This window comes from Type-D symbiont of Plautia stali (assembly GCF_001485335.1).
In the GTDB taxonomy this organism is placed as follows: domain Bacteria; phylum Pseudomonadota; class Gammaproteobacteria; order Enterobacterales; family Enterobacteriaceae; genus Pantoea; species Pantoea vagans_C.
This window is the reverse complement of sequence record NZ_BBOC01000033.1, coordinates 1-13961: the sequence shown is the minus strand read 5'-3', so window position 1 is coordinate 13961 and position 13961 is coordinate 1. Positions and strand designations below refer to the sequence as shown.

16 protein-coding genes are annotated in these 13961 nt (G+C 56.1%); 9 read left to right on the top strand and 7 right to left on the bottom strand.

Annotation, left to right across the window (positions count from 1 at the left end):
* The first annotated feature begins 134 nt into the window (after positions 1 to 134).
* From PSSD_RS12265 to PSSD_RS12225, 9 genes are read left to right on the top strand one after another with little or no spacing between them, the layout of a single operon-like run.
* A complete protein-coding gene (locus PSSD_RS12265) occupies positions 135 to 941 on the top strand; it encodes an alpha/beta fold hydrolase (RefSeq protein WP_058972420.1) in 807 nt (268 codons plus the stop codon).
* A gap of 16 nt (positions 942 to 957) precedes the next feature.
* Complete coding sequence (locus PSSD_RS12260; RefSeq protein WP_039335561.1) at positions 958 to 2082, top strand: LLM class flavin-dependent oxidoreductase; 1125 nt, start codon at positions 958 to 960, stop codon at positions 2080 to 2082.
* A 58-nt stretch (positions 2083 to 2140) separates the two neighbouring features.
* Positions 2141 to 3103, top strand: coding sequence for a BMP family protein (locus PSSD_RS12255; protein ID WP_058972419.1), 963 nt, complete (start codon positions 2141 to 2143; stop codon positions 3101 to 3103).
* Between the two features lie 3 nt (positions 3104 to 3106).
* On the top strand, positions 3107 to 4615 hold the full coding sequence (locus PSSD_RS12250; RefSeq protein ID WP_058972418.1) for an ABC transporter ATP-binding protein: 1509 nt from the start codon (positions 3107 to 3109) through the stop codon (positions 4613 to 4615).
* The gene (locus tag PSSD_RS12245; protein ID WP_058972417.1) at positions 4608 to 5705 is read left to right on the top strand and encodes an ABC transporter permease; all 1098 of its coding nucleotides are present in this window, start codon (positions 4608 to 4610) and stop codon (positions 5703 to 5705) included. Before PSSD_RS12250 ends, PSSD_RS12245 begins: the two co-directional genes overlap by 8 nt.
* On the top strand, positions 5687 to 6628 hold the full coding sequence (locus PSSD_RS12240) for an ABC transporter permease (RefSeq protein ID WP_039335557.1): 942 nt from the start codon (positions 5687 to 5689) through the stop codon (positions 6626 to 6628). Before PSSD_RS12245 ends, PSSD_RS12240 begins: the two co-directional genes overlap by 19 nt.
* A gap of 25 nt (positions 6629 to 6653) precedes the next feature.
* The gene (locus PSSD_RS12235; RefSeq protein ID WP_058972416.1) at positions 6654 to 7055 is read left to right on the top strand and encodes a RidA family protein; all 402 of its coding nucleotides are present in this window, start codon (positions 6654 to 6656) and stop codon (positions 7053 to 7055) included.
* Between the two features lie 33 nt (positions 7056 to 7088).
* A complete protein-coding gene (locus PSSD_RS12230; RefSeq protein WP_058972415.1) occupies positions 7089 to 8111 on the top strand; it encodes an aldo/keto reductase in 1023 nt (340 codons plus the stop codon).
* Entirely contained in the window at positions 8108 to 8617 is a 510-nt protein-coding gene (locus PSSD_RS12225; protein ID WP_064511456.1) for a flavin reductase family protein, read from the top strand. Before PSSD_RS12230 ends, PSSD_RS12225 begins: the two co-directional genes overlap by 4 nt.
* Positions 8618 to 8745: 128 nt before the next feature.
* On the opposite strand, the gene PSSD_RS12220 is transcribed toward PSSD_RS12225, so the two are convergent.
* The 7 genes from PSSD_RS12220 to PSSD_RS12195 all read right to left on the bottom strand — a co-directional run.
* Positions 8746 to 9129 carry a RidA family protein gene (locus tag PSSD_RS12220; RefSeq protein WP_039337496.1) on the bottom strand — a complete coding sequence of 128 codons (384 nt, stop codon included), beginning with the start codon at positions 9127 to 9129 and terminating at the stop codon, positions 8746 to 8748.
* Between the two features lie 119 nt (positions 9130 to 9248).
* Positions 9249 to 10316, bottom strand: a complete 1068-nt coding sequence (locus PSSD_RS12215) for an ABC transporter ATP-binding protein (RefSeq protein WP_058972413.1) — start codon at positions 10314 to 10316, stop codon at positions 9249 to 9251.
* Positions 10317 to 10319: 3 nt separating this feature from the next.
* Positions 10320 to 11144 carry a carbohydrate ABC transporter permease gene (locus tag PSSD_RS12210; RefSeq protein ID WP_058972412.1) on the bottom strand — a complete coding sequence of 275 codons (825 nt, stop codon included), beginning with the start codon at positions 11142 to 11144 and terminating at the stop codon, positions 10320 to 10322.
* Between the two features lie 9 nt (positions 11145 to 11153).
* Complete coding sequence (locus PSSD_RS28125) at positions 11154 to 11657, bottom strand: carbohydrate ABC transporter permease (protein ID WP_235589228.1); 504 nt, start codon at positions 11655 to 11657, stop codon at positions 11154 to 11156.
* Positions 11658 to 11668: 11 nt separating this feature from the next.
* Positions 11669 to 12079 carry an ABC transporter permease family protein gene (locus tag PSSD_RS28120; protein ID WP_235589223.1) on the bottom strand — a complete coding sequence of 137 codons (411 nt, stop codon included), beginning with the start codon at positions 12077 to 12079 and terminating at the stop codon, positions 11669 to 11671.
* Positions 12080 to 12100: 21 nt separating this feature from the next.
* Positions 12101 to 13372, bottom strand: coding sequence for an ABC transporter substrate-binding protein (locus PSSD_RS12200; protein WP_039337423.1), 1272 nt, complete (start codon positions 13370 to 13372; stop codon positions 12101 to 12103).
* A gap of 21 nt (positions 13373 to 13393) precedes the next feature.
* Positions 13394 to 13961 (bottom strand): PLP-dependent transferase (locus PSSD_RS12195; RefSeq protein ID WP_201023813.1); only part of this gene is annotated, 568 nt, incomplete at its 5' end.

Here is a 13961-nt window from a genome sequence, read left to right as displayed (position 1 = left end):
TTCAGGTGTTCTAAAAGCGGCAACACGGTGTGCTGCATTCGATATTACAGCAGGTGGCAATGTGCATGGTATCAATTGCCCATCGAAGAATTTCAATCAGAACCTGAAAAGTTTACGCCAACAAGGGGAAAGCCATGCCGGACATAATGACTAACGGAATTCGAACGCATTACGAAATTGAAGGAACGGGTCCGGCAATTATTTTTGTCTCCGGATTAGGAGGCACGGCCGCGTACTGGCAACCACAGGTCAAGGCTTTTAAACAGGACTATACCGTGGTGACTTACGATCAACGCGGCGCAGGCAGTTCAGACCATCCAGCCGGACCTTACAGCATTGCTACCCTGGTGGAAGATTTAGCGGCGCTGATAGCGGAACTGAAGTTAGCGCGCCCGGTGCTGATTGGGCATTCAACCGGTGGTGCAATTGGCCAGTTGCTGGCAGCGCGTCATCCGGACTTGCTCGCAGGCATGGTGCAATACGCCAGTTGGGCGAAATCCGATATGCATTTTAACTGGTGCTTCCGCATGCGCCGTGCGCTGCTGCTCGGCAGCACAATAGAAGAGTATGTGCACGGCAGTGCGCTGTTCCTGTATCCGCCAGAGCACATTAAAAACCATGCCGCTACGCTGTCGCCAGCCTTGCTGGCTTCGGCCACGCGCTTCCCGGCTCGCGAAGTAGTACTGAGCCGCATTGACGCCATTATGGCGCACGATGCCACTGCGGCACTGGCCGAAATTCAAACGCCCACACTGGTGTTGTGCGCGCAGGACGACATCCTGACGCCGCCTTATCAGTCGCGCTTGCTGGCGGAAAATATCCCGCACGCCGAACTGAAAATCGTGCCGCACGGTGGCCACAGCTTTTCAGAGACCGAAACCGATCTGTTTAACCAAATCACACGCGAGTTTATCGCGGGCATTTACGCGTCAGCGTCATGAATTAAGGAGCGTCTTGATGAGCAGTTGTGAAAATCGCAATGTCGAGTTCGGTGTGTTTTTGCCGGTAGGTAATGGCGGCTGGATCACCTCCACGACCAGCCCTCAGTTGCCAGCAACCTATGACTACAACAAACAGGTGACGATTCTGGCGGAACAGCTCGGATTCGATTTTGCGTTATCGATGGCGAAATGGCGCGGCTACGGCGGTCCATCACGTCACTGGGATGTTACGTTAGAAAGCCTGACTACCATGGCGGGCCTGGCCGAAGCCACCAGCCGGATTGGCGTCTGGGGCACGGTGCACACCATGGTGTTTCACCCGGCGGTGGTGGCAAAAATGACCGCGGTGCTGGATCAGATCTCCAACGGGCGTTTTGGCCTCAACATTGTTTCCGGTTCGAATCCTACCGATCAGGGCCAGATGGGATTGTGGATGGATCTCGATCACGCAGAACGCTACGAGCTGGCCGCCGAGTGGTTGACGGTGCTGAAACGCTTGTGGAGTGAAGATCGGGTTGATCATCAGGGCAAGCACTATCAGCTCACGGATTGCATGTCGAATCCGAAACCTAAGTCTGCTCCACCCATCATCTGTGCGGGAGCCTCGGATCGCGGCTTCCTGTTCACCATGGAGCACTGCACCGGCAGCTTTATGCTCGGTTCAGATCATGATGACTTCATTAAAACCGGGCTGCGCGCCAAAGAGTTGGCGATGCAACAGGGTAAACCCGATTTCAAAACCTACGGCTTATTCACCATCGTGCCGGGCGCTACCGATGCCGAAGCGCGTGAGCGTGTGGCGTTGTATGACGCAGGCGTTGACACCATCGCGCTGGACAATCAGACCCGCGAATACTCCGGTGATAAGAGCTTTAAACAAAACACCATGGCGCAACGCTTTGTTTCACAGGGTGAGCAGCGCAATTCCATGACGCGCGCGGCGCTGGTGGGATCGGCTGAAACCATCGGCAACAAGCTGGCGGCGATCGTTAAAGGTGCGCAACTGGATGGCGTCACCGTGATTGTGCCGGACTTTATCGATGACCTGCGCATCGTCGGCACTGAGGTGCTGGAAGTGCTGGAGCATCACGGCGTGAACACCCACGCGCGGGCATATCAAAAATCATTAAACGCATCCTAAGGGCGCTATTAAAAGCGCTTCTGCAATCAACCTTAATTACTTTGCCGGGAGTCGAACGATGAAAATAAAGATGATGGTAGCGTTAGCGGTGGCGGCGGTATTCGCCAGCAACACTGTTCAGGCAGACGAAAGCAAACCGCGTGTGGCGGCGTTATTCACCCAAACGGTGACGCAGGGCTCATGGGATATGGCGGGCTATGCGGCTTTCAAGTCCATGGCAAACAAAGAGGGTTTTGCACCAAGTTATCTGGAGCACACCACCTATGAAGCTGCGCCTTCGGTGCTGCGCCAACTCGCTTCTGATGGCGTGAAACTGATTATTGCCCACTCTTCCGGCTATTCGGCCGCGATTAAAGAAGTGGCACCATCATTCCCAAATACCCAGTTCGTGCTCTACTCCTATGAAGGCTCTACCGCTAACTTGCCGAACTACTCTGCATGGTCTGTGGACTGGGACGAATACGGGTTCGTACTTGGCGCACTGGCGGCCAGCGCCAGTAAATCCGGTCATATCGCGGTGATCAGCGGTGAGCCGATTCCTTCCGCTGAGCGTACCGTGCAGTTTATTAAGAAAGGCGCGGCCTATGTGAACCCGAAAGTGCAGGTTGATTCCGCTTATGTCGGCTCCTTTACCGATGTGGCGCGCGCCAAAGAGATTGCCACCGGGGCGATTGCGCGCGGTGCTGATTTTGTTATCCCGTCTGCTGATACCGCCGATGCGGGCATTCAACAGGCCGCGGATGAAGAGGGCGTGCTGACCATCGGTTCTTATACCGATCAATCCAAATCCTTCCCGAACTCCATCATGACCTCAACGGTGATGAACTTTGATAAATCCTACGCGGACATCGGCAAGCACTATGCCGATCACCAGTTAGGCAATCGCATCATCACCGAAAATCTGTCTACGCAAGGTTGGACGCTGTCGACGCCGTTTGCCCATGTTGATAAATCGGTGCAGGACAAAGTGTTCCAGGTCATTGCTGACCTCAAGTCTGGCAAGGTCAAGATTGAGGAGTAACCGATGACTGACCCGCTCATTGAACTCGACCATGTCTCGAAGCGTTATGCCAACGGTTTCGTGGCGCTGGAAAAAGTGTCGCTGTCACTCTATCCCGGAGAAATTCACGCGTTGCTGGGTGAGAACGGGGCGGGTAAATCCACTTTAATGAACATTCTGTATGGCGTGCACGAACCGAGCGAAGGCGGCGTGCTGATGGGCGGGCGACAAGTGCTCCATCGTCGGCCCGCCGATGCTATCGCCAACGGTATCGGGATGGTGCATCAGCATTTCAAACTGGTGGCACCTTTTACCGTCGCCGAAAACCTGGCGCTGGTAGCGCGCGGTGAACAGCGGAAAAAGTTACGCCGTCACGCTGATATTCGTGCCTTTATGCAGCGTTACGGCGTTGAACTGGATCCCACTGCCATCGTCGGTCATTTGCCGCTGGCATTGCAGCAAAGGGTCGAGATCCTCAAGGCGCTGGTAAACGACACCCGAGTGCTGCTGCTGGATGAGCCGTCCACCATTCTCACACCCTCGGAGATCCGCGATCTCTACGTCACGCTGCGCCGCATCAGTGATAAGGGGACTGCCGTTGCAGTGGTCACCCATAACGTGGATGAGGTACTGGCCAATGCCGACCGTTACACCATCTTACGCCGGGGTAAAAACAGCGGTAGTGGGATGACAGCAGACAGTTCAGCAGCGCAATTAGTCGAGATGATTGTTGGCCGTGCAGTCAGCAGCGGCACGCGGCTCGGGGCACAGCGTGCGGCGGGCGAAGCGCAACTGCAGTTGTTGTCAGTCCATCAGCGGCCAGGCAACGGCTCTCCCGGCTTGCAGGATATCAACCTGACGCTAAATGCAGGCGAAGTGATTGGCGTCGCGGGCGTTGAAGGCAATGGGCAGAGCGAGTTGTTTGCCGTGCTGGCGGGAGAGCAGCAACCAGAGAGCGGTGAGGTCCAACGCAGCCATGCTCAAATCACGTTGGCACTGGTACCGCAGGACCGTCATCACGAAGGTCTATCACTGGATCTGCCGGTGTCACATAACCTGCTTTATCCCGACATTATGCAGGGTGCTTATCGCCGTTTTGGTTTGCTCAATCACGCGGCGATTGCCGTTCGTGCCAACGAGATGATCGACCAATCCGATATTCGCACCCACTCTCACGCCAGTCCGGCGCGTTCATTGTCAGGCGGTAATCAACAGAAAATTGTGGTGGCACGAGCCATGGCGCAGTCGGCCTCGATCATCGTGGTGTATCAGCCGACGCGCGGGCTGGATATCGCAGCGGCTGAAGCCGTGCTGATGCGACTGGCAGAGGCTGCGGACGCAGGTACCACAGTTTTGATCATCTCTTCCAATATCGAAGAACTGATTCGTGTGTCCGATCGCATTGTGGTGATGAACGGGGGGCGCATTACCGGTGAAGTCACCGGCGAGGCGATGAACATTGAACGGATTGGCACGCTGATGACTTCTGGTCGCAGCGAGCCAGTAAAGGCTGCAGGAGGAGTACATGTCTGAATCTATGGCCGCACTGACGGAAACCCGCGCGGGCTTGCGTCGCTGGCTAATCCAGCTCAGCGCATCACGTTCGCTGTGGGTCACGCTCACCGCCTTTATAGGATCGCTGATCCTCGGCCTGGCGCTGATCGCCGCGCTTGGCGTGCCGCTGCAAGCCGCGATCAGCACCGCCTTTGAGGGCGCATTAGGTTCGGTGCGTGCGCTCTCCGATACGCTGGTATTTATGACGCCGCGTCTGTTAGTGGCGCTCGGGGCTTTAATTGCCATCCGTGGCGGGATGTTCAATCTCGGCGGTGAGGGGCAGCTGCAAATGGGAGCTATCGGTGCCATGTTGCCGTTTTTGGCTTTTGGCGATGCCGGTCCTTTGCTGTTGCCGCTGGCCATTCTGAGTGGTGCGCTATGCGGGGCAATATGGGGCGCCATCCCAGCCTTACTGAAAGTGTGGCGCGGCGTAGATGAAATCATCGTGACGCTAATGATGAACTTTATCGCCATCTACACGCTGAAATATCTGGTGCAAGGGCCGATGCGTCCAGTGGGCTCCAATTTCAATATGTCTGCGCAGATCCCCACGGATGGCGTGTTCCAGCAGGTGATTGAGGGCACGCGTCTGCACGCTGGGGTGTTTCTGGCACTGCTGATTGCCTTGGCCGTATGGGTGATGCTGAACCACACCGCGTTTGGTCTTCGGTTACGTGCCAGCGGACAAAGCCCCCGTTTTGTCCGGTTGCAGGGCCAATCGGCGACGAAAACCGTGCTGACCAGCATGGCGATTTCCGGCGCGGTCAGTGGGTTGGCTGGGACCTTTGAAGTGCTTGGCGTGCAGTATCGACTGATTGACGGCTTCTCATCCGGGCTGGGATTCGAAGGACTGGCGGTGTCGTTTTTGGCTGGGCTACAGCCGTTCGGCGCAGTGATCGTCTCGTTCTATTTTGGCGCAATCAATAGCGCAGCGCTGGCATTGCAGAGCACCTTCTCGATTCCGGCAGCACTGGCTGATGTGCTGGGCGGCATGCCGATTTTGATTCTGGCGGTATTGAGCGGCGTGATGCTGGTGAAAGGGAGGCCGGTATGGAATTCAACACTGTAACCCTGGCGCTGTTTCTGGCGGGGGGATTACGTCTCTGCGTCCCGGTGTTACTGGCGGCGTTGGGCGAAACTATTTCTGAGCGCGCAGGGGTTTTTACCATCGGACTGGAAGGCTTGATGTTGTTCGGGGCTGCGTCTTCCGCACTGGGATTAATGTTCAGCGGTTCACCGATTATCGCGCTGCTGACCGGCATGGCAGGGGGCTGCCTGGCTGCACTGCTGCTGGCACTGGGCACGGTACTGGCGCGCGCCAATCAAATAGTCATGGGCATTGGTTTTAACCTGTTTGCCATTGGCGTGACTTCGTTGATGCGTCAGCTGTGGCTGAGTGGCGCGCCACCAGCGGGATCGATGCGGGCTGTTTCCATGATGAAGTTGCCGGGGCTGTCAGATTTACCGGTGGTGGGTCGTGCACTGTTTTCTCAAAGCCCGGTGTTCTACATCGCGGTACTGGTCGCGGTGGCGCTCTGGGCGCTGTTGCGCTTCACCCGCGCGGGTTTATTGATCCGTGCTGTGGGTGAGAACGCCATGGCCGCCGATGCAGCCGGTCACTCCGTGCTAAGTATCCGCTTTAGCGCCACCTTGTTCACCGGCGTGATGGCCGGATTAGGCGGAGCCTATCTGTGCATCGTGGCTTCGGGTGGCACCTTCGTTGACAACATGACGGCCGGGCGTGGCTATCTGGCGATTGCAATCACGATCTTTGCGCGCTGGATGCCGCTGCGCGTGCTGCTGGTGGCGATTGTACTTGGCCTGCTCGAAGCCTTGCAGTTCCAGGGGCAGTACATCGGCGTGAATATCGCGCCATCACTGTTAATGGCGATGCCGTTTGCCGTGGCGCTGATTGCCTGGGTGATGATGGGTAAAGCAGGCGCAGCGCCTGCTGATCTCGGGCGGCCTTTCTTACGCGGTTCCAGAAGTTAATCATTTCAATAATCAGGAGAAGAAGATGAATCAGGCAATCAATCCGGAAGGCTGGATTATCGGGAAAACCGCCACAGGGCTTAACCACCTCAACTGGGGCGTAAAAGCCGGCAACCATGTTTACGTCGCCGGGATGCTTTCTACCGATCCGGTGGATGGCAGCCTTGTGGGTATTGGCGACATTGAAGTGCAAACCCGTCGCGTGCTCGACAGCATCAAAGTGGTGCTGGAGTCAGCTGGCAGCAGTATGGATCACGTGGTGATGAATCAAATTTTCCTGCGCGACCTCGACGATTACCACAAATTCAACGAAATCTACGTGAGCTATTTCCCGACCATTTTGCCAGCGCGTTTCTGCGTGAAGCTGGAGATGGTACGCCCAGAGTTCCTGGTGGAGATCGCCACTACCGCCGTGATCCCGCAATAAATAGCTGACTTTAATCGCACTGAGGATGTTTGCATGCAATACCGTTATCTCGGGCGCAGTGGGCTGAAGGTCTCTGAAATCTGCCTTGGCACCATGATGTTTGGTGGGGCCACGGATGAAGCCACTTCACAGCGCATCATTGCGGACGCCCGCGCCAGTGGCGTCAACTTTATCGATACCGCCGATATGTACAACAAGGGTGAATCTGAGCGCGTGGTCGGCCGGGCGATCGCCACCGATCGTGACAGTTGGGTGCTGGCGACCAAAGTCGGCAACCCAATGGGTGATGGGCCGAATCAACGCGGCATGTCGCGCAAATGGATCCGTGAAGCGGTACATGGCTCATTAGCACGGCTCGGCACCGATTACATCGACGTGCTCTATATGCACAAAGCCGATTTCGCCGCACCGCTGGAAGAGATGGTCTTAGCCTTCGCTGACCTGATTCGAGAGGGTAAGATCGGATACTTTGCGGTGTCCAATTTCAAAGCCTGGCGCTTAGCGGAGACCGTGCATTTGGCACGGGAAGCGGGCATCTGCGGGCCGGTTGCCACCCAGCCACTGTATAACCTGGTGAACCGCGAAGCCGAGGTGGAAGTGTTGCCGTCCGCCGCGTATTTCGGCGCAGGCGCCGTCTGCTACAGCCCGTTAGCACGCGGCATTCTGACCGGGAAGTACGCGGTTGGCGCCGCTCCGGATAGCAACAGCCGCGCGGGACGCGCCGACCCCCGCATGATGGAAGCCGAATGGCGACCGGAATCCTTGCAGGTGGCGAGTGAGCTGGCAGCCTATGCCGAACGTACCGGACGTAAACCAGCGCATTTCGCGCAGCAATGGGTGATGCGCAATCATCTCGTGACCAGCACGTTAGTAGGGCCGCGCACTTTCGAGCAGTGGCAAGATGGCCTTGCTGCGCTGGAGTGTCCCTGGACAGAGGATGATGAGGTGTTTTGCGATCGCTTAGTCTCACCCGGCAAAAGCTCTACCCTCGGACCGGTTGATCCTCATCATCCGATTGAAGGGCGGATTGCTCGTTCCTTTAGCGAGGGGGCATGATGACAGACGCTCTGGTTTTACCCTCTGTTGCCGATGCTTATCGTGGCGGAATGCGCCAGCTCGCCGCTGGCGTTTGCCTGATTACTACACGCTTCAATCAGCTGCCTGGCGGAATGATTGCCACGGCAGTGACCTCTGTCAGTGCGGAACCGCCAACACTGTTGGTATGCGTCAATCGCAGCGCTTCGATGTTTGAGATGATTGCGAAGAGTGGCCATTTTTGCGTCAACGTATTGGCGGCAGAAGCGCTAGAACTGGTCGATGTTTTCAGCAACTCGGCACGTCGTGATGAACGTTTTGCCTCCGGGCAATGGCAGGATGATGCGCAAGGTTCACCGATGGCAGCCGACGCGCTGGTGGCGTTTTCGTGCCGCGTGGCCAACATCGTTGACTGGCATACCCACGCGATTTTCCTCGGTGAAGTGACGGGCGTAATGCATCCTAATGCCGATGCACGTCCGTTGGTGTATCTCGATCGCGGGTTTCATCAGCTGAGTGAATTGTAGCGGCAGCGGGCGGCGTGATGGCCGCCCCTTCAACGCTGTTGGTCGCCATAAATGGCAACCCTGCGACGATCGGCGCGGTTTTTTAGGGTGCGCATTGATGCGCACCAGGATTAAAGCCCCCATCAGTGTTACGGAACCATAATCACCACATCAATCTCCAGCAACAGTTCCGGTTCGGCCAGTGCTGAAATCTGAAACAGCGTACTGGCGGGCAATTCCAGTCCGGCAAAAAAACGTTGCCGCACTGGATGGATGTGTGGCACCAGCGCTAAATCAGTGACGTAAGTCGTGGTGCGCACAATCCAGTCACGTTGCGCGCCTAACCCCTCCAGGAGCAGATCAATATTGGCGTAAACCTGCTCAACCTGCTGCTGCATATCACCGATGCCCACCACATTACCTTCGGCATCCCAGGCGACCTGGCCGGTAGGAAACACCGGCGTGCCAGGCCGAATTTTCACGTGATTGTAATAGCTACGCGCTTTTAAACCGGCGGGGTTGATGATGCTCATAGGGTTCCTTTATCTGTCACTGTGGCGAAATGCCATAGCATCAAAACTACCATCTGCCGGGCACAACAGGTAAACGTAACCCGGCAACACCGTGTTGCGCACATCGCAACGCGCAAGAACTACAAACGCTTTTGCGACGCGGCGTCAAACAGCATGGCGCGTGAATAATCCATTTCCACCGGGATAATATCGCCGGGTGCAGCACCGGAACGCTGGGTGGTAAACAGCATCACGTCATGGCCGTGGATCGTGCCATGAATCAACTCAGATAAGCCGGTGGGTTCGACCAGCGACACTTCAAGCGATAAGGCGTGAGCCGCGTCCGCTGCAGCCAGAGCGATGTTTTCAGGGCGGATACCGTAAATCACTTCACGGCCATCCTGCTGAACGGCCCATGCGGGATTAGCAGGCAGACAGGTGTTGTCACTGATGCGCACCCCATCGCGACTGACCACGCCGTTGATAAAGTTCATAGAGGGCGATCCGATAAAGCTGGCGACAAACTTATTGGTCGGCGTGTCGTAGAGTTCTAACGGTGTACCCACCTGCTGAATCACACCATGATTAAGCACCACGATGCGGTCGGCCAATGTCATTGCTTCGACCTGGTCGTGTGTGACATACACGATGGTGTTGTTCATTTGCTGGTGCAGACGTTTAATCTCCACGCGCATCTTGCCGCGCAACTGAGCATCCAGGTTGGAAAGGGGCTCATCAAACAGAAACACCTGCGGCTGACGCACAATGGCACGGCCCATCGCCACACGCTGACGCTGCCCGCCAGACAGCTCTTTTGGTCGACGATCCAGTAGATGCGTCAAATTCAGAATATCCGCTGCGCGTTTCACTTTCTCTTCTATCTCTGCGCGTGGACGCTTTTGAATCTCCAGGCTGAAGCCCATATTGCGCGCCACGGTGAGGTGCGGATAGAGCGCATAGCTCTGAAACACCATCGAGATATCACGATCCTTGGGCGCAACATCGTTCATCAGCTGTTTGCCGATGCGGATATCGCCGCCACTCGCCAATTCTAATCCGGCGATGGTACGCAGCAGCGTCGATTTGCCACAGCCGGACGGCCCTACCAGCACCACGAACTCGCCGTCGTTGATGGTCAGGTTGATATCGCGCAGCACTTCAACATTGCCGTAGCGTTTGTCGATCTGCGCCAGTGTAATTTCTGCCATGTATTACCCCTTAACCGCGCCAGCGGTGAGACCCTGAACCAGATAACGTTGAATAAAGGCAAAGAACAGACAGGCGGGAATCAGTGCCATCACCGCTGCTGCCATCATCTCGCCCCAGGAAACGGCAAACTTAGAGACGAAGCTGAGCAGTCCCACCGGGAAGGTCATCACTTCGTTTTTGTTGATTAGCATTAGCGAGAACAGCAACTCGCTCCATGCCGCGGTAAAGACAAACCCCAGCGTAGCGGCCATGCCCGGCAGTGTGAGCGGCACTAAAACGCGATACAGCGCCTGAAAACGAGTACAGCCCTCCAGCATCGCCGACTCTTCGAGGTCTTTGGGGATAGCATCAAAAAATGACTGCATCAAAAAGGTGGCAAACGGCACGTTGAACGCGGTGTAGATCAGGATCAGGCCCAACAGACTGTTGGTGAGCCCCAGCGGGGCCATCACGCGATAAATGGGGGCGATGATCATGACCAGCGGGAACATTTGGGTAAACAGCAACAGTGCCGCCATTACCACTTTGCCGCGAAATTGAAAACGTGAGAACGCGTAGCCTGCGCCGGTGGCAATCAAGGTGGTAAGCAATGCGGTGCTAAAAGAGACGATCAGGCTGTTACTGAAAAACGTCGGGAAATCACTGTCAGTCAGCACTTTCTGGAAATGACCGAGCGTAAAGCCTTTCGGCCACAACGTGACGCCCTGGCTAAACAGCAGCTGATCCGGGGTCACCGAGATTTTGATGATCCAGTACAATGGAAACAGCGCGAACAGTAAGTACAACGCGATACTGAAGCGATGTCCGATCAGCGGTAACAATTTCATAGGCTCTCCTTATTTCAGCAGTTGATGGCGGATACGCAGCAATACCAGCGCGTAACAGGTCATCAGCAGCAACAGGAATACCGCCATCGCCGAGGCATAACCAAAGTCAAGTTTGCGGTAGGCGGTGGTAAAGATGTAGCTGGAGAGAATCGAGGTCGATCCTGCGGGGCCGCCGTCGGTCATCACTACAATCAGATCGGCGAAATTCGCAATCCAGATGGTACGCAACATCACGGTGATGGCGATCATTGGCGCCAGGAACGGCAGTGTGACGCGGCAGAACTGCTGCCAGCCGCTGGCACCGTCTATCGAGGCGGCTTCATACAGGTCTTTCGGGATGGATTGCAACGCCGCCAGCAGCGTGATGGCAAAGAACGGGATGCCAAACCACACGTTAGCGATGATCGGCCCCCACATGGCCAGTTGGGGATCGGAGAGAATGTTATAAGGCTCACTGAGCAATCCCAGGTCACTCAGCCATTGTGGCAGCGGACCCACCACCGGGTTGAGCAGCCATGACCACGTCAGACCCGAGAGGAAGGCGGGTACTGCCCAGGGTAAAACACCAGCGCCTGTACCCAGCGACGAAAACGAAATTCGCGATTGAGCAGCAAGGCCAGGGCGAGGCCGAAAAGGAATTGCAGCAGTAGGGAACTGAGCGTCCAGTTAAGCGTGTGCCCAAGCGCCTTAAAGAAGTGCCGGTCATCAAACATCTCAGCAAAGTTGTCCCAGCCGACCCAACCGGAATCCATCGGATTGAGCAGGTTCATGCTCTGGAACGCATATGAGATACCGATCGCCATCGGAACAAAGATAAACAGGGCGATCAGCAGTAAGCCTGGTGAGAGATAAAACCAGGGTTCAGCCAGCCGCAGCCAGCGCGCATAGCGCGGGCGCGGAGAGCTGGCGGGCAGTGAAGTTTCAAGCATCATCATTGTTCTCCGCGCTGCGTTAAATTATTGCGTGGCGAGCCAGCTTTTCTGCTCTTTAGTGAGGTATTTTGCCCAGTCTTTCACCATGTCTTCCGTGTCGTTTTCACCTAACAAGGTTTCCTGGCTGCTCTCCTTGACGATCACGGAGTTGAAATAACCCCAGCCCTTCAGGTGGGTCGGCATGGTCAGTGGCACATAGTTGGGATCGTTTAGTTCCTTGAACCAGCCAGCAAACTGCGGTGTCTGGTAGAACGGGTCCTGTTCGGCGCCTTTGTAGATTGGTAATGTGCCGACGAATTTCGCCCACGCCAGGTTATTGGTTTTGTTACTCAGGAAGGTGATCAGCGGCCAGGCGAGATCTTGTTGTTTGCCCTGTTTAAACATCGCCCAGCCGGTGTAGCCAATGGTGGGGAAGGCTTTACCCGAAGGCCCGACCGGCATCGGCGCGACAGCAAAATCATCAGCGGCCATGCTGTTTTTGATCGCAATTAATGCGTCAGGGTCCTGATCCAGCATCGCGCATTTACCGGAATAGAAGCCGGAAACGATCTCGTTAAAGCCCCAGTTCACGCTGTCTTTCGGTGCGCCACCTTGCTTATACATGTCCACCAGCAACTGCGCGCCCTTGAGTGCGCCGGGTTGGGTCAGGGTGCTGTTGCCTGCTTTGTCGAAGAAGTCCGGTGAGCCATTCATGGCCGCCATAAACATCATCCAGGCATTAGTGCCACCGACACCGCCGCGCATACAGTAGCCGCTGATACCGTTACCAAGTTGGCTGATGCGCTTGGCATCGCTGGCGAACTCGTCCATGGTTTTCGGCGGCTCGCTTAAACCGGCCTGCTGGAACAGTTTTTTATTCCAGAACAGGGCACGCAGATAGAAGCCGTAAGGCACCATGGTGGCTTTACCGTTGGCGGCACGCGCCATCGCCAGGGTTTTGTCGGTTAACTGCGCCGTGCCATCCCAGCTTTTAAGCCGAGGTTCGAGATCCACCAGCATATTGTTGCTGGCGTAGAGCCCTTGCCAGGTGTCAGGCATTTCCACTACATCGGGCACTTGCCCGCTTTGCAGCATGGTGCCCAGTTTTTCGAATGCCTGACCCCACGGCAGCGATATCAACTCAATCTCGGTTCCAGGATGTTCTGTTTTGTATTCATCCAGCATTTTCTGCAGCAGTTCAGTGCGCGGCGGGCTGGTGATCACCTCAACCACGGTGAGTTTTGCAGCCATACTGCTGAACGCTGAACCCAATCCAACGGCTAAAACCAGTGCTTTTAAAGCGAAACGGGTTGTCATTGCAGATTCTCCTGGAGGTGTTTACGCACGCGTGGCGGTAGCAAGGGCCTGTTGCAGGTCGGCCCACAGGTCGTCGGTCTCTTCTAATCCAATCGAGATGCGGATCAAACGTGGAGAGACGCCAAAATCGACAGCAGAGTTGAATTCACTGGCCTGGTTGATGACTGAGATGGCTGGCATCACCAGACTTTCAAATCCACCCCAGCTGACGCCCATATGGAACAGCTGGAGGGCGTTGCAAAAGGCCGGGATATCGATCTGCTCAGTGACTTCGAAAGCAAACAAGCCGCTGTACCCGCGCAGCGTGGACCAGGGCTGTGGCTGGAGTCCCGGATGACACACCGCCGTGACTTGCGGATGGGCGTGTAACTGCTCGGCCAGCGCCATACCGCTTTGATGGTGGTGTTTCATGCGTATGGGCAGCGTGCGCAGACCGCGCATCAGCAGCGAGGCTTCATGGGCAGAGAGTTTTCCTCCCAGGAATGGGCTGATGTGACGGGCGATGTTGTTGATGTGCTGCTGGCTGGCGATCACCAAACCCGCTACCACATCGCTGTGGCCGCTGATGTATTTCGATGCGGAGTGCACC